Below are 14441 nucleotides of genomic sequence, written 5' to 3'. Positions count from 1 at the left end.
TGCGGCCGCCGGTCCGCGGGGGCTGGGCGCGCGGTTCCCCGCGCCCCTCGGCCGGACCGCCGGCCTTCGCCGGGGAGCCGGGCTACTCCACCCGCCTCAGCGCGTCCGCCGGGCGCAGCCGGGACGCGCGCCAGCCGCCGAACCCGCCCGCGATCAGGCCGCCCGCCACCGCGAGACCCACCGCCAGGACGATCGTCGTCACGCTCACCGGGGCGGTGAGGGCCACCTCCAGGGTCTTCGCCGTCCGGCGGCCGGGGCCGCCCGGGAAGCCACCGCCGCCGGTGCCGGAGCCCGTGCCGCCCCCCAGCCGGGCCTGGAGGCCGGGGCTGATCGCCGTGACGGTGTAGGCGCCCGCCAGGCCGAGGGCGATGCCCAGGACGCCGCCGACCAGGCCGTTGACGACGGCCTCGCCGACCACCTGCCGGGTCACCCGGCCCGACTTCCAGCCCAGTGCCTTCAACGTGCCGAACTCGCGGACCCGGCGGGAGACCGCGGAGGAGGTGAGCAGTCCCGCCACCAGGAACGCGGCCACCAGCACGGCGAGGGACAGCCACTTGCCGACGTTGGCGGCGAGGGAGGAGGCGGTGGACAGGGAGCCGGAGACGGTGTCCGCGAGGTCGGCGGAGGTGGTGACCGTCGTACCCGGGACGTTCTGCTGGATCGTCGACTTGACGCCGTCGATCTTCTGCGAGTCGGCCGCCTTGACGTAGACCGTGGTGACCTTGTCCTTCGCGCCGCCGAGGGTCTGCGCCCGCTTCAGCGGGATGTAGAGGTCGGCCGCCGGGTCACCGCTGTCGGCGGTGGCGATGCCGATCACGCGGAACGTGACGCCCTTGACGGTGACGGTGGAGCCGACCTCGTACTTCTTGCGCTGGGCGTAGGCGGAGTCCGCCACGGCGACCCCGGCGTCGGTCTCCGTCGCCTTGAAGGTACGGCCGCTGGTGATCTTCGAGGAGGTCAGCGGGCCCAGGGACGGCTCGGTGACGTCGGTGCCGTAGACGGAGTAGTTGTTGACGTCGAAGTCGGCGCCGCCGCCCTTTACCTCACCCTGCGGCCGGCCCTCCCCGCCGCGCTGGAACCCGCCGCCCCCGTCCTGCTGCTGGAACCGGCCGCGCGTGAACTGGCCGCTGACCTTGAGGACCTGCAGGCTCAGACCGCCGACCGCGTCGGAGACCCCGGGCTGCGAGCCGACCTTGGCGACCGTGGAGACCGGCAGCGTCTGGAAGCCCTGCACCATGACCCGGTCGCTGCTCTGTTCGGCGTCGTCGTCGCCCTGCGCGTCGAACCGGAAGCGGGGGCGCTGGGTGTCACCGGTGGACGCCGACGCCGCCTTGGTGACCGTCATGTCGGTCCCCAGCCCGTACAGCGACTGCAGGACCTTGTCCTGGGCCTTCCCCATGCCGTTGGACACGGAGTCGACCACGATGACCAGCGCGATGCCCAGGGCGAGCCCGGAGGCGACGACGAGGGCCGCCTTTCTGCGGCGGCGCAGTTCGCGCCTCAGGTAGGTGAAGAACATGGCCGCAAGCTAGGGACGGACCGTGATGACACCATAAGGCCGGCATAAGAGCGGCATGAGAAGGCTGCGGCCGGGCCCGTACACACCGGTGCCGCCCCTGGGGGCGGCACCGGAGAGCTGTGGTCGACGCTGCGTCAGACGGCCGAGCCGGCCTTCCACTGCGCCCAGTCCATGTTCCAGCCGTTGAGGCCGTTGTCCGGGGAGACGGTCTTGTCGCCGGTGTTCTGCACGACGACGACGTCACCGATCAGGGAGTGGTTGTACAGCCAGGCCGCCGGCGTGCTGGAGTCGTTCGCGCCCTTCTTGTCCTGCAGGCCCACGCAGCCGTGGCTGGTGTTGACGTTGCCGAACACCGAGGGAGCGCCCCAGTAGTTGCCGTGGATGAAGGTGCCGGAGGTGGTCAGGCGCATGGCGTGCGGCACGTCCTTGATGTCGTACTCGCCCTTGCCGTCGTCGTCGGTGAAGCCGACCGTCGCGCCGTTCATCCGGGTCTCCTTGAACTTCTCGGAGATCACCATCCGGCCTTCGTACGTCTTGTTGTCGGGCGAGCCGGCGGAGATGGGGATGGTCTTGACGACCTTGCCGTCCTGCGTGATCCTCATCTGCTTGGTCTTCGCGTCGACGTAGGAGACCTGGTTGCGGCCGATGTGGAAGGTGACCGTCTTCTGCTGGACGCCGTAGACGCCGCTGGCGCCCTGGACGCCGTCGAGCGCGAGCTTCAGGGTGACGGTGGAACCCTCCTTCCAGTACTCCTCCGGGCGGCAGTCCATGCGGTTGGCGTTGAACCAGTGGCAGGCGACCTCCTGGCCGCTGCTGGAGCTGACCGTGATGCCCTTCTGCACGGCGGCCTTGTTGGTGATCGCCTTGTCGAAGTTGATCGACACGGGCATGCCGACGCCGACCGTGGAGCCGTTGTCGGGGGTGAAGCTGCCGATGAAGCTGTTGGCCGGGGAGACCGTGGTGAAGGAGGCGTTCTCGTGGGCTATCCGGCCTTCGGAGTCCTTGGCCTCCGCGGCGAGCTTGTAGGTGGTGGAGCGCTCCAGCTGGACGCTGGGCTTCCAGCTCTTCTTGTCGGCGGACAGCTGGCCGGCGACGGTCTTGCCGTCCTGGGTCGTCATCGTGACGCCGGTGAGGGTGCCCTTGCGCACGGTGACGGCGGCGGAGTTGTTGATCGAGGCGTTGTCGGAGCCGTCCTTGGGCGTGATCGTGATCTGCGCCTCGGACGACTTCTTGGCCGCCGCCTCGTCGACCTTGGCCTGCGAGGTGTCGCCGCTGCCGCTGCCGGAGGCGTCGTCGCCGCCGGAACACGCCGTGAGCACCAGCACACCGCCGAGCAGAGCGGACGCGGCCGCCAGGCCCCTGCGCCGCATACTGTCCGTCATCACAAGCTTCTCCATCATTGCAGTCGCGATAAGCCCGAGAGTCCCCGTCAAGAACCTTGAACGCTACGGCCACCCCTCCCCGTTCCACAGACCGCGGGTCTGTGGGGCATCCCACGTCCGCGGAACGCGGTCGCGGGCGGTACGGGTTCGGGTTCCGGTCCGTGCGCCCCCCGGGACGACAAAACCCCGGACGGCGGTTGCCGTCCGGGGTCATGGGTGCCCCGCGACGCTCAGCCGATGCCGTCCTCTTCCTCGTCGTCCGCCGCCCCATCATCCTCGTCCAGGTCCCAGTCGGGCGAATCGGGGTCGAAGTCGATCCGCTCGCTGGACCAGGAGGCCTGCTGGAGCTCCACCCCGGGCACCGCGTTGACCAGGTCGAACGGGTCCACGAGATAGGCCAGGGCCTCCGCGGTGTCCTCCGTCACAGCGCTCTCGGCATGGGTCCGCTCCGCCTCGGGCAGCTCGGGGTCCTCGGCGACCCGGCGCAGGGCGGCCTTGGTCACCTCGTCGTCGTCCTGCACTTCCAGCACCAGCTCCACGCGAAGCCGTACAAACCGTGATGTGTCTTCTGCACTCATGGCGGGAGCGTACGACCGAAACCTCCCGTGACTTTCCTGTGACCCGCGCCTTTCACTAACATCGCCCCACACGGCCAATTCGCCAGCGTCACAAGGGGATCGATATTCCGTGTCATCCGCTCGCCGCCCGCTGCTGACCGCCACCGCCGCGGGCACCCTGCTCTGCGCGCTGTGGTTCGTCCCGTCCGCGAACGCCTCGCAGGACACCCCGGCGAGAGAGACGGCGACCAGCTCCGTCTCGACCCAGGTCACCCACGTGACGCAGGCCAGAGCGGTGACGGCCGCGACCACCGAGACGACCGCGGACGAGGTGGCGCAGGAGACCGAGCTGGCCGACACGGGGGCCTTCGACACCACCCCGTACGTCGTCGGCGGCAGCCTCTTCCTCGCCGTGGGCGCCGGATTCGTGGTGTATTCGGTACGTCGGGAACGCCTGGGTTTTTAATCTGTCTTGACGAATGCTTGACAGGGCACACATAGTTCGCGCATGAACAGATCATCGGGCGTGCGGCTGTGCGCCACCGCAGCTGTGAGCGCGCTGTCGCTCGCCCTCGTCACCGGGTGCGGCAACGGAGACTCGAAGGACGCCGGCGCCACCTCGGGCAAGGACGCGGCGAAGCCCGCCGCGAAGACGCTGAGCGCCGCGGAGTTGAAGAAGCGGATCATCACCCAGGGCGACGTGCCCGGGCAGAAGGTCGGCGAGGTCGAGGGCGGCGTCCCCGACGCGAGCAAGGTCAAGGCCGACGACGCCCAGTGCGACCCGGTGCTGCGTGCCTTCACCGCCATCGCGCCCGGCTCGCCGGCGGCCCACACCAGCAAGATGGCCACCGAGGACAAGAAGGCCCCCAAGCCCGACGCCACCTCGCTGGAGGACGGCAAGTTCGAGGACGCGGTCAACGAGTCCATGAACCTCGACGTCACCGTGGTCACCCTGGCCTCGTACGACGGTGACGGCGCCGAGCAGGGCCTGAAGTCGGTCTCCGACGCGGTCAAGGCCTGCGCGGGCGGCTTCTCCGGCCAGCAGGACGGCGAGAAGAGCAAGTTCACCAAGGTCTCCGAGGAGAAGTCCTCCGGCACCGGTGACGCGTCGGTCGCCTTCACCACCGTCAACGACGCGGGCAAGGACGGCTCCCTGCCGCTGCACGCCGAGGTCGTGCGGCACGGGAACACCCTCGCCGTGTACACGACGATCAACATCGGCGCGATGATGAGCAAGAAGGCCTACACGGTCTCCGCTCCGGTCGTGAAGGCGCAGGCCGCCAAGCTGAAGTGACGTCAGCCGACGTGACGTTCCCTCCGTGGACGTCGAGGGGCCCCGGCGACTGCCGGGGCCCCTGCGCGTCTCACCGGAGGTTCACTGGAGGGGGCCGGTGACCTTCTCGACGGCCGCCACGAGGTCACCGCCGCGCACGAACGCGTCGGCGGCCGCCAGGTCGGGGGCCAGGAACCGGTCGGGGCCCGGGCCCTGGACGCCCGCGGCCCGTACGGCCTCGATGACCGCCTGGCTGGCGGGCGCCGGGGTGAGGCCCTCGCGCAGTTCGATCGCACGGGTGGCCGCGTACAGCTCGATGGCGACGATCCGGGTGAGGTTGTCGACGGCGGTGCGCAGCTTGCGCGCGGCCGACCAGCCCATGGAGACGTGGTCCTCCTGCATGGCGGAGGACGGGATGGAGTCGGCGGAGGCCGGTACGGCGAGCCGCTTCATCTCGCTGACCAGCGCGGCCTGCGTGTACTGGGCGATCATCAGACCGGAGTCCACACCCGCGTCGTCGGCGAGGAAGGGCGGGAGCCCGTGGCTGCGGTTCTTGTCCAGCAGCCGGTCGGTGCGGCGCTCGGCGATGGAGCCGAGGTCGGCGGCGGCGATGGCGAGGAAGTCCAGGACGTAGGCCACGGGCGCGCCGTGGAAGTTGCCGTTGGACTCGACCCTGCCGTCGGGCAGCACGACGGGGTTGTCGACGGCGGAGGCCAACTCCCGCTCGGCGACCAGGCGGGCGTGCGCGAGGGTGTCGCGGCCGGCGCCGGCGACCTGCGGGGCGCAGCGCACGGAGTAGGCGTCCTGGACGCGGGGCGCGTCGTCCTGGTGGTGCCCGGTGAGCTGCGAACCCTCCAGCACGGCCAGCATGTTGGCGGCGGAGGCGCCCTGGCCCGGGTGGGGCCGGATGGCGTGCAGCTCGGGTGCGAGGACCTTGTCCGTGCCGAGCAGCGCCTCCAGGGTGAGGGCGGCGGTGACGTCGGCGGACTTGTACAGCATGTCCAGGTCGGCGAGGGCCATCACCAGCATGCCGAGCATGCCGTCGGTGCCGTTGAGGAGGGCGAGCCCCTCCTTCTCGCGCAGCTCGACGGGGGCGATCCCGTGCTCGGCGAGCAGCTCGCCGGCGGGCCGGACCACACCGTCGGGGCCCTCGGCGTCCCCCTCGCCCATGAGGGTGAGGGCGCAGTGGGAGAGCGGGGCCAGGTCGCCGGAGCAGCCGAGGGAGCCGTACTCGTGCACCACCGGGGTGATCCCGGCGTTCAGCACGTCGGCCATGGTCTGCGCGACCTCCGGCCGCACACCGGTGTGCCCGGAGCAGACGGTCTTCAGCCGCAGGAACATCAGGGCCCGGACGACCTCGCGCTCCACGCGCGGGCCCATGCCGGCGGCGTGCGAGCGGACGATGTTGCGCTGCAGCTGGGCGCGGAGTTCCTGGCTGATGTGCCGGGTCGCCAGGGCGCCGAAGCCGGTGGAGACGCCGTAGACCGGGTCCGGCTTGGCCGCCAGCGCGTCCACGATCTCCCGGGCCGCCGCGAGGGCCGCCACCGCCTCCGCCGACAGTTCGATGCGGGCACCGCCGCGCGCCACGGCGAGAACGTCGGACGCCGTGACACCGGACGTCCCCACCACCACAGTGTGCATATCCATATTCAGGAGCGTACGCATTGAATGCGGTGATGTCACTACTGGGGACCGGGGGTGACCCTTACCGTACGGTGTGGGCTTCGCCTCACGGCCGGCGCCCGCGGAACCGCCGCCGCTCGGCCCGCGAGGGCGGCGGCTCGTCGGCCAGCCGTACGACCGGATCGTCCGGCCCCTCCCGGCCGGCCACCACCGGACGGTGCAGGCGCATCGCCTTCGCCCGGTACTGGGCGGCGTCCGCCAGCCGGAACAGCCGGCGGGCGTCCCGCACCTCGCCGATCGGATCCTCGGTCGAGGCGACCCCACACGCGACGCCCTCCCCCAGCTCCAGCTCCCCGGCCCGCCGGCACAGCTCGTCCGCGGCCTTCACCACGTCGTCGGCGGGCGGCCCGACCGCGAGCAGACAGAACTCGTCCCCGCCGAGCCGGGCGGCCAGCGCGCCCGGCACCATCGCGCCGCACAGCGACAGCACCGAGCCGAAGCGTTCGAGGAGGCGGTCCCCGACGGCGTGCCCGTGGGTGTCGTTGACCCGCTTCAGCCCGTTCAGATCGCACACGACGAGGCTGACGGCCACGCCCTCGGCGCGGTGCCGCTCCACCGCCTCGCCCAGGCGCACGTCCACGGCCCGGCGGTTGGCGAGTCCGGTCAGGGCGTCGGTGTACGCGAGCCGGCGGGCCTCCTCCAGCCGCTCTGTCTGCGCGATGCCCGCGGCGACGACGGCGGCGAGCACGGTGGCGAAGTCGGCGTCGGCCCGCGCGAAGAGCGGCTCGCCGACCGCCCGCGCCACATACAGCTCGCCCCAGGCCCGGCCGTGCAGGACGACGGGGGCGACGACGCAGCAGCCGCGGCCCCGGCGGCGCAGGGCGGCGACGCGCTGGTGGAAGTAGCCGGGGGTGCCCTTCGCCGTACCCTCGGCCGTCTCCACCCAGGCGTTGGGCCCACCGCCGCCGGCCCACCGTTCGTGCAGGAACTCGGTGATCTCCGGAAACTGGTGCACCGGGTAGGTCTCCGACTCGGGGAACTCCGCCTCGTCCGACGCGCGGTCCCCGACGTTGACCAGGACACGCAGCCGGCCCAGCTCCCGCTCCCACACCGACAGCGCGGCGAAGCTGCCGTCCAGCGCGCGGCAGGCGCCTCGGGCGGCGGCCTGCCAGCACTCCCGCGGGGTGTGCGCCGCCGCCATGCCCTGGGCCAGCGACACGACTGCGGCTAGCCGCTTGTCCTCAGCCATTACTCCAGATTAGGGAGGAATGGGGGTGTTCGGGCTGTTGGTACGGCGATCAGGTGGAATGCGCGGTGCCGGCTCAACGGGTACGGGCGCCGGCTCGGGCGTCCGGATTCCGGCTCGGGGAGGACTGGTGCCGGCTCGGGGAGGACTGGTGCCGACGTGGGCGTACGGGCGCCGGCCCGGGGAGGGGCCCGGTGCCGACGTGGGCGTACGGGCGCCGGCCCGGGGAGGGGCCCGGTGCCGACTCCCCGCGCCTGTCGCGGGGCGCTGTCGGCGCCGCGAACCGCCCGGCCCCGGCGCAGGCGGCGACGCCCTACTCCCCGGGCCACTCCGGCTTGCGCTTCTCGTTGAACGCGGCCACGCCCTCCGCCCGGTCCCCCGAGAACGCCACCGAGCGCCACGCCGCGTCCTCGACCTCGAGGCCGGCCCGCAGGTCCAGCCCGTGCCCCAGCCGCAGGGCCCGCTTGGCGGCGCGCAGCCCCACGGGCGAGTTCGCGGCGATCCGCTCGCCGAGCGCCAGCGCCTCCTCGCGGTCACGGCCGGTCTCCACCACCCGGTCCACCAGGCCCAGCTCCGCCGCCTCCGCGGCCTCCACCCGCCGCGCCGAGAAGATCAGCTCGGCCGCGCGCGCCGCACCGACCCGCCGGGGCAGCAGCTGGGTGCCGCCGCCGCCCGGGATGACGCCCACGGAGACCTCGGGCAGCCCCACCACGGCCGTACCGTCGGCCACGATCAGGTCGCAGGACAGCGCCAGCTCGAACCCGCCGCCCAGCGCGAAGCCGTGCACGGCCGCGATCGTCGGCATCGGCAGCTCCAGCACCCCGGTGTACGCGGCCCGCGCCACCGGCCGCTGCCGCACCAGGTCGGCGTCGGTGAAGGAGTTCCGCTCCTTCAGGTCCGCGCCCACACAGAACGCCCGCTCGTGCGACGAGGTCAGGACGACCACCCGGGCGTCCCGGTCGGCGGCCAGCGCGGAACACGCGCCCGCGAGGGAGCGGGCCATCTCCGTGGAGACGGCGTTCATCGCCTTGGGCCGGTCCAGCACCAGCTCCGCGACGAACCCGTGCCGCCGCACCAGCACGAACTCCCCGAACCGCTCCTCGCTCATGACACCCCTCCGGTTAACGCGGGTTAACTGACCGTTCGGCCCGATCATCGCAGCCGCGCCCCGTTCCGTGAAGTCCGGAGGTCCACCCCCGTTCGCCCGTTCGAGTGACATCCCGGCCGTCTCCCCGCACATCGCCCACAGGAGCGCATAGCGTGCGCTCCGCCGCGCGCCCCCGGCGCGCGACGGGGAGGGGAACCCATGCCACCGATACCTGCACAGTCCGGCGCGGAGCAGGACCACGCGCCGGAGCGCACACCGGGAGTACGGCGCGGACGGCACCGCAAGCCCCGTCCCCGCAAGGTGCTGCTCGCGGCCGGCGGCCTGGCCCTGGCCGCCGGGGTGCTCAGTCTGGTCCGGGTCACCCCGGAGCCGGGGGTCGGCGGGCCCGGCACCGCGGAGGCCGAGTCCCGCATCGATGCGGGCGGCACGGCCCCGGACCGCTCCGCGAACACCTCGGCCACCCTCGCCGCCGCCCCCACCGCGCTGCCCTCGGCGACCTCGGTCACGGGCGGCCGGAGCCTCGCGCCGGCACCGACCGGATCCCCGGCTCCCACGGCACCGCGCACGGCCACGCCCGGCCACACCTCCGTGCCGACGGCCGCCCCGACCGCCGTACCCACCGAGGCCCGGGACCCCCGCAGCACAGCGCGCCCCACGCCCACGGCGTCCGCCCCGCGCCCCGCCCCCACGCCGACCCGGACCCCCACCCCGAGCCGCACCACCACCGAGCCGGAGCCCGGCGGGGTGTGCGTCCCGGTGATCGGCCTGTGCGTGGACGTGCTCGACGGCGACTAGGACGGACCGTCCGCGACCGTCGACTGGTACCGGCCGCCGGAACCGGCATCCGAGTCCGACCGTCCGGACCCGGCGTCTACGACTGGCCGTCGCGGCGCGCGAGGAGCCACGGCTCGACCACGCCGAGCCCACGCACCGGGCGCTGCCACATCGGCTGGAGCGCGAAGCGGTACACCGGCGGGTCCTCGCCCTCCTTCTCGGCGGCCGCGGCGGCCTCCGCCGCCTCCGCCTCCGAGGCGGGCGCCTCGCCGGTGCGGATCAGCTCCTCGGCGAAGGCGCTGTCCACGAGGACGGCGTCGCGCGGGGCTATCGAGGTCAGCCGGGAGGCCAGGTTCACCGTCGTACCGAACACATCGCCCATGCGGGTGGTCACCGTGCCGAACGCCATGCCGACCCGCAGCTCGGGCATCGTCTCGTCGTTCGCGAGCGTCTCCACCAGCCGCAGCGCGATGTCCGCGGCCGTGCCCGCGTCGTCCGCGGCGTACAGCACCTCGTCGCCGAGGGTCTTGATGAGCCGGCCGCCGCGCGCGGCCACCAGGTCGGCCGCGGTCGTCTCGAACGCCTCGACCAGCTCGCCCAGCTCCTCCTCCTCCATACGGCGGGTGAGCCGGGTGAAGCCGACGAGGTCGGCGAAGCCGACGGCGAGCCGCCGGTCGACCATCTCCTCGTCGTCCCCGGTCTGCACGACCCGTCCGGCGGAGGCCGCGAGCTGCCGGCGCCAGACGTAGACGAGGAACTCCTCCAGCTCGGGCAGGAGCAGTTCGACGATCGGGTACGTCACCTCGGTGCGGGTCATGCCCGGTTCCGGCGGCTCGGTCAGCCCCTCCAGGAAGGAATCGATCTGCCACTCCGCCAAACGGGCGGTGGTCTGCCCGGTGGACCGGGCCACCTGCACCGCCATGGCCTCGCTGAGCAGCCCCGCCTCCACCAGACCGGCGAGACGGCGCAGCGCCAGCACGTCGGCCTCGGTGAGGGCCTTCGCCTGCCCGATGTCCGCGAAGCCCATGGCCCGCCAGAACCGGGACGCCAGCTCCATGGAGACACCGGCACTGCGGGCTGCCTGGAACGGGGTGTAACGGCGCTCGGCGCCCAGGATGAGCTGTTCGAGCCGCAGGGCCAGCGGGTCCTCGCCGGTGTCGGGGGCGTGGGGGTCCACCCGGCCGTCCCCGCCAGCGCCGGAGCCCGTGTCGTCGACGGTCACGCCTGCTGCCCTTCCGATCTGCCGCGGTCAGGTTTCGACCGGCCTCAACTCTACGGCAGGTGTGCGCCAGCTCACTCCGTCGGGTTCGGCCGACGGGTCGCTCCCCCGCACCGGGCACACGGACCGACACCGGTACCGCCCACGCCGGGGCCGGCACCCCCGGCCCCCGCATCGAGGCAGGTCCGGGCTCTGCGAGCGGTCCCGGGCCACCGGCCCCCTTCGTCGGGCGGGGGCCCAGTTCCCCGCGCCCTTCGGCCGATCCCCGGGCGGATCCGGGGCGGTGCCGCGGTCGCGCACGGCGGGAAGAGGACGTGCCGGGGGTGCCCGCCCACAGCGGTCGGCGCGTCGACGCCGGGCCCTGGACAGCCGACCGATTCCGCGCCGTTCCGACGCCGGACACGCCGTTTCCGACGACGGACACCCCTCGGCGCGGCCCCGGCCCCCACTCCGCCGCAGGAGGCGCTACAGGCACCCCCACCCCGCCGCGGACGCGCCGGCGGCACCTACACCGCACACGCACCGTAGCCACCCCGCAGACCCTCACGCCCGCCGCACAACGCCGCAGCCACCCGGCCACACCCGCGCACCACACACACCGCAGCCACCCCGCACGACCCTCACGCCCGCCCCCCGCACACCGCAGTCACCAGCCCCCTCACGCCGGCCGCAGATGGACGATGTCCCCCGCCCCCACCGGCTCCTGCACACCCTCCTCCGTGGCGATCACCAAGCGCCCGTCCCCGTCCAGCGCCACGGCCTCCCCCACCAGCGCCCGGTCGCCGGGCAGCTCCGCCCGCACCACGCGCCCGAGCGTCGCGCAGCCCGCCGTGTACGTCTCCTGGAGCCCGCTCGCCGAGGGGTCGCCGCCCGCCGCGCGCCAGCGCCCGTACCAGTCCTCCAGCGACCGCAGCACGGCCCGCAGCAGCGGATCCCGGTCCGTCCCCCGCGCCCCGGCCAGCGCCAGCGACCCCGCCTGCGGGACGGGAAGCTCCTCCTCCCGGAGGCTGACGTTGATGCCCACGCCGATGACAACCCCGTCGTCCCCGGCCCGCTCGGCGAGGATGCCCCCGGCCTTGCGCTCCTGGCCGCCCACGGTCACCAGCAGGTCGTTCGGCCACTTGAGCGCGGTGTCGATCCCCGCCGCCCGCGCCAGCCCGGTCGCCACCGCCACACCGGTCAGCAGCGGCAGCCAGCCCCAGCGGGCCACCGGCACCTCGGCGGGCTTCAGCAGCACGGAGAAGAAGAGCCCCGAACGCGGCGGCGCCGTCCAGCGGCGGTCCAGGCGGCCCCGGCCAGCCGTCTGCTCCTCCGCTACCAGCACCGCGCCCTCACCCGCCTTCCCGGCGTCGGCCAGCGCGGCGAGGTCGGAGTTGGTGGACCCGGTCCGCTGCACGACCTGGACGTCGCGGTACAGACCCTCCTCCCGGACCAGCCCGCGCCGCAGCGCCACGGCGTTCAGGGGCGGACGGTCCAGGTCGGACCAGCGGCTGTCGTCTGATGGATTCTGCGGCGTCATGCAAGCCACCCTAGGTGTGGTAAACGACGCACTGCTGATCCGCAGGCCCGCCACTACTCTACGGATGAGTAACCGTCCCCCCTTTTGAGCAGGCAGGGAGCCGCATCCCGATGTCCGAGCCGGAAGAGCGTCACGAGATCCACGAGATCGACATCCACACGACCGCGGGAAAGCTCGCGGATCTCCAGCGCCGCATCCACGAGGCGACGCACGCCGGCTCGGAGCGCGCCGTCGAGAAGCAGCACGCCAAGGGCAAGCTGACGGCCCGTGAGCGCATCGAACTCCTCCTCGACGAGGGGTCGTTCGTCGAGCTGGACGAGTTCGCCCGGCACCGGTCCACCCACTTCGGTCTCGACAGGAACCGCCCGTACGGGGACGGCGTCGTGACCGGCTACGGCACCGTCGACGGCCGCCCGGTCGCCGTGTTCTCCCAGGACTTCACCGTCTTCGGCGGCGCCCTCGGCGAGGTCTACGGCCAGAAGATCGTCAAGGTGATGGACTTCGCGCTGAAGACCGGCTGCCCGGTCATCGGCATCAACGACTCCGGCGGTGCCCGCATCCAGGAGGGCGTGGCCTCGCTCGGCGCCTACGGCGAGATCTTCCGCCGCAACACCCACGCCTCCGGTGTGATCCCGCAGATCAGTCTGGTCGTCGGCCCCTGCGCGGGCGGCGCGGTCTACTCCCCGGCCATCACCGACTTCACGGTCATGGTGGACCAGACCTCGCACATGTTCATCACCGGACCGGACGTCATCAAGACCGTCACCGGCGAGGACGTCGGCTTCGAGGAGCTCGGCGGCGCCCGCACCCACAACTCCACCTCCGGCGTGGCGCACCACATGGCCGGCGACGAGAAGGACGCCATCGAGTACGTCAAGCAACTGCTGTCGTACCTGCCGTCCAACAACCTCTCCGAGCCCCCGGTCTTCCCGGAGGAGGCGGACCTCGCCGTCAGCGACGAGGACCGCGAGCTGGACACGCTCGTCCCGGACAGCGCGAACCAGCCGTACGACATCCGCACGGTGGTCGAGCACGTCCTGGACGACGCGGAGTTCTTCGAGACGCAGGCGCTGTTCGCGCCGAACATCGTCACCGGTTTCGGCCGGGTCGAGGGCCACCCGGTCGGTGTCGTCGCCAACCAGCCGATGCAGTTCGCCGGCTGCCTCGACATCACGGCGAGCGAGAAGGCCGCCCGTTTCGTGCGGACCTGCGACGCCTTCAACGTCCCGGTGCTGACCTTCGTGGACGTGCCGGGCTTCCTGCCCGGCGTCGGCCAGGAGCACGACGGCATCATCCGCCGCGGCGCCAAGCTGATCTACGCCTACGCCGAGGCCACCGTCCCGCTGATCACCGTCATCACCCGCAAGGCCTTCGGCGGCGCCTACGACGTCATGGGCTCCAAGCACCTGGGCGCCGACCTCAACCTCGCCTGGCCCACCGCCCAGATCGCCGTGATGGGCGCCCAGGGCGCGGTCAACATCCTGCACCGCCGCACCCTCGCGGAGGCGGAGGCGAACGGGGAGGACCTGGAGGCGGTCCGGGCGCGCCTGATCCAGGAGTACGAGGACACCCTCCTCAACCCCTATGTCGCGGCCGAGCGCGGCTACATCGACGCGGTGATCATGCCGTCCGACACCCGCGCGCACATCGTCCGCGGCCTGCGTCAGCTGCGCACCAAGCGGGAATCCCTGCCTCCGAAGAAGCACGGCAACATCCCCCTCTAGGTCCCTCGCCAAGCCCTGCCGACCCCGGGAGCGGTCATGAACATCAAGGTCGTACGAGGCAACCCGACTCCGGAGGAGCTGGCCGCCGCCCTGGCGGTGGTCCGCGCCCGCGCCGCGGCGGCAGCGGCGACGCCGTCCGGCGCGGAGCCCCCGAAGGACGCGTGGTCCGACCCGTCGAGGATCGCGACGCACCGCGTGCCCCGGCCCGGCCCGACGTCCTGGACCCGCACCTACTGGCCGAGCTGAGGGGCCGCGGCGCCGGGCGCCAATTGAGTACCGGTACTCAGGCGCCCGGCCCCCACGAGGCCGCACGCTGGACGGATGCTGTGGTCAGACCCGGAGGACGAGCCGCCGAAGGACCTGCGCGACGCGCAGGACATGCTTCGGCGGCTCGGCTTCCTCATGGCCCTGGCCATGGTCCTGATCATGATCGTGATCGGCCTGAGGTGAACCCGGTCCGAGGTGAGCCGGTTCGGGTGCGCCGTCCGAGGTGAGCC

At 72.7% G+C, this 14441-nt stretch carries 14 protein-coding genes; 6 read left to right on the top strand and 8 right to left on the bottom strand.

The window, feature by feature from the left end; translation table 11 throughout:
- Window positions 1-82 precede the first annotated feature (82 nt).
- The 3 genes from ACZ7N4_RS09320 to ACZ7N4_RS09310 form a co-directional block, all read right to left on the bottom strand.
- Entirely contained in the window at window positions 83-1519 is a 1437-nt protein-coding gene (locus tag ACZ7N4_RS09320; protein ID WP_471355579.1) for an ABC transporter permease, read from the bottom strand.
- 134 nt (window positions 1520-1653) lie between these two features.
- Entirely contained in the window at window positions 1654-2901 is a 1248-nt protein-coding gene (locus ACZ7N4_RS09315; RefSeq protein ID WP_471355577.1) for a L,D-transpeptidase, read from the bottom strand.
- Window positions 2902-3131: 230 nt separating this feature from the next.
- Window positions 3132-3479: a hypothetical protein gene (locus tag ACZ7N4_RS09310; protein WP_471355574.1), complete on the bottom strand. Its 348-nt coding sequence runs from the start codon at window positions 3477-3479 to the stop codon at window positions 3132-3134.
- A gap of 109 nt (window positions 3480-3588) precedes the next feature.
- Here ACZ7N4_RS09310 and ACZ7N4_RS09305 point away from each other — a divergent pair, with 109 nt between their 5' ends.
- Together ACZ7N4_RS09305 and ACZ7N4_RS09300 are read left to right on the top strand one after the other, a co-directional pair.
- Complete coding sequence (locus ACZ7N4_RS09305; protein WP_471355571.1) at window positions 3589-3924, top strand: LAETG motif-containing sortase-dependent surface protein; 336 nt, start codon at window positions 3589-3591, stop codon at window positions 3922-3924.
- A 42-nt stretch (window positions 3925-3966) separates the two neighbouring features.
- Complete coding sequence (locus ACZ7N4_RS09300) at window positions 3967-4752, top strand: hypothetical protein (protein ID WP_471355568.1); 786 nt, start codon at window positions 3967-3969, stop codon at window positions 4750-4752.
- Window positions 4753-4833: 81 nt separating this feature from the next.
- Here the strand turns inward: ACZ7N4_RS09300 and hutH are convergent, their stop codons facing one another.
- From hutH to ACZ7N4_RS09285, 3 genes are all read right to left on the bottom strand, one after another.
- Complete coding sequence (gene hutH, locus ACZ7N4_RS09295) at window positions 4834-6372, bottom strand: histidine ammonia-lyase (protein WP_471356169.1); 1539 nt, start codon at window positions 6370-6372, stop codon at window positions 4834-4836.
- An 88-nt stretch (window positions 6373-6460) separates the two neighbouring features.
- Window positions 6461-7603 (bottom strand): GGDEF domain-containing protein, encoded by a 1143-nt coding sequence (locus ACZ7N4_RS09290; protein WP_471355565.1) that lies wholly within the window; start codon window positions 7601-7603, stop codon window positions 6461-6463.
- A 310-nt stretch (window positions 7604-7913) separates the two neighbouring features.
- Entirely contained in the window at window positions 7914-8708 is a 795-nt protein-coding gene (locus ACZ7N4_RS09285; protein ID WP_471355563.1) for an enoyl-CoA hydratase/isomerase family protein, read from the bottom strand.
- 198 nt (window positions 8709-8906) lie between these two features.
- Between ACZ7N4_RS09285 and ACZ7N4_RS09280 the strand changes: the two genes are divergently transcribed.
- Window positions 8907-9503, top strand: coding sequence for a hypothetical protein (locus ACZ7N4_RS09280; RefSeq protein WP_471355560.1), 597 nt, complete (start codon window positions 8907-8909; stop codon window positions 9501-9503).
- A gap of 76 nt (window positions 9504-9579) precedes the next feature.
- On the opposite strand, the gene ACZ7N4_RS09275 is transcribed toward ACZ7N4_RS09280, so the two are convergent.
- Window positions 9580-10704, bottom strand: a complete 1125-nt coding sequence (locus tag ACZ7N4_RS09275) for an adenylate/guanylate cyclase domain-containing protein (protein WP_471355558.1) — start codon at window positions 10702-10704, stop codon at window positions 9580-9582.
- 655 nt (window positions 10705-11359) lie between these two features.
- Entirely contained in the window at window positions 11360-12220 is an 861-nt protein-coding gene (locus ACZ7N4_RS09270; protein WP_471355557.1) for a biotin--[acetyl-CoA-carboxylase] ligase, read from the bottom strand.
- Window positions 12221-12330: 110 nt separating this feature from the next.
- On the opposite strand from ACZ7N4_RS09270, the gene ACZ7N4_RS09265 reads away from it, so the two are divergent.
- The 3 genes from ACZ7N4_RS09265 to mmpB all read left to right on the top strand — a co-directional run bounded on the left by ACZ7N4_RS09265 (window position 12331) and on the right by mmpB (window position 14394).
- A complete protein-coding gene (locus tag ACZ7N4_RS09265) occupies window positions 12331-13944 on the top strand; it encodes an acyl-CoA carboxylase subunit beta (RefSeq protein ID WP_471355555.1) in 1614 nt (537 codons plus the stop codon).
- Between the two features lie 36 nt (window positions 13945-13980).
- Window positions 13981-14190: an acyl-CoA carboxylase epsilon subunit gene (locus ACZ7N4_RS09260; RefSeq protein ID WP_471355551.1), complete on the top strand. Its 210-nt coding sequence runs from the start codon at window positions 13981-13983 to the stop codon at window positions 14188-14190.
- A 75-nt stretch (window positions 14191-14265) separates the two neighbouring features.
- Window positions 14266-14394, top strand: a complete 129-nt coding sequence (gene mmpB / locus ACZ7N4_RS09255) for a morphogenic membrane protein MmpB (protein ID WP_471355548.1) — start codon at window positions 14266-14268, stop codon at window positions 14392-14394.
- Window positions 14395-14441: the final 47 nt, after the last annotated feature.

The sequence above is a fragment of the Streptomyces sp. NPDC107654 genome (assembly GCF_055639035.1).
Note: the sequence above shows the minus strand (reverse complement) of the source record. Positions and strands in the feature narration are given on the sequence as shown.

Bases quoted from the DNA above. Each gene is read 5' to 3' on its own strand.
- hutH (WP_471356169.1), bottom strand. From the start codon at position 6,372: ATGCACACTGTGGTGGTGGGGACGTCCGGTGTCACGGCGTCCGACGTT.
- ACZ7N4_RS09320 (WP_471355579.1), bottom strand. From the start codon at position 1,519: ATGTTCTTCACCTACCTGAGGCGCGAACTGCGCCGCCGCAGAAAGGCG.
- ACZ7N4_RS09265 (WP_471355555.1), top strand. From the start codon at position 12,331: ATGTCCGAGCCGGAAGAGCGTCACGAGATCCACGAGATCGACATCCAC.
- ACZ7N4_RS09260 (WP_471355551.1), top strand. From the start codon at position 13,981: ATGAACATCAAGGTCGTACGAGGCAACCCGACTCCGGAGGAGCTGGCC.
- mmpB (WP_471355548.1), top strand. From the start codon at position 14,266: ATGCTGTGGTCAGACCCGGAGGACGAGCCGCCGAAGGACCTGCGCGAC.
- ACZ7N4_RS09290 (WP_471355565.1), bottom strand. From the start codon at position 7,603: ATGGCTGAGGACAAGCGGCTAGCCGCAGTCGTGTCGCTGGCCCAGGGC.
- ACZ7N4_RS09310 (WP_471355574.1), bottom strand. From the start codon at position 3,479: ATGAGTGCAGAAGACACATCACGGTTTGTACGGCTTCGCGTGGAGCTG.
- ACZ7N4_RS09300 (WP_471355568.1), top strand. From the start codon at position 3,967: ATGAACAGATCATCGGGCGTGCGGCTGTGCGCCACCGCAGCTGTGAGC.
- ACZ7N4_RS09280 (WP_471355560.1), top strand. From the start codon at position 8,907: ATGCCACCGATACCTGCACAGTCCGGCGCGGAGCAGGACCACGCGCCG.
- ACZ7N4_RS09285 (WP_471355563.1), bottom strand. From the start codon at position 8,708: ATGAGCGAGGAGCGGTTCGGGGAGTTCGTGCTGGTGCGGCGGCACGGG.
- ACZ7N4_RS09315 (WP_471355577.1), bottom strand. From the start codon at position 2,901: ATGACGGACAGTATGCGGCGCAGGGGCCTGGCGGCCGCGTCCGCTCTG.
- ACZ7N4_RS09270 (WP_471355557.1), bottom strand. From the start codon at position 12,220: ATGACGCCGCAGAATCCATCAGACGACAGCCGCTGGTCCGACCTGGAC.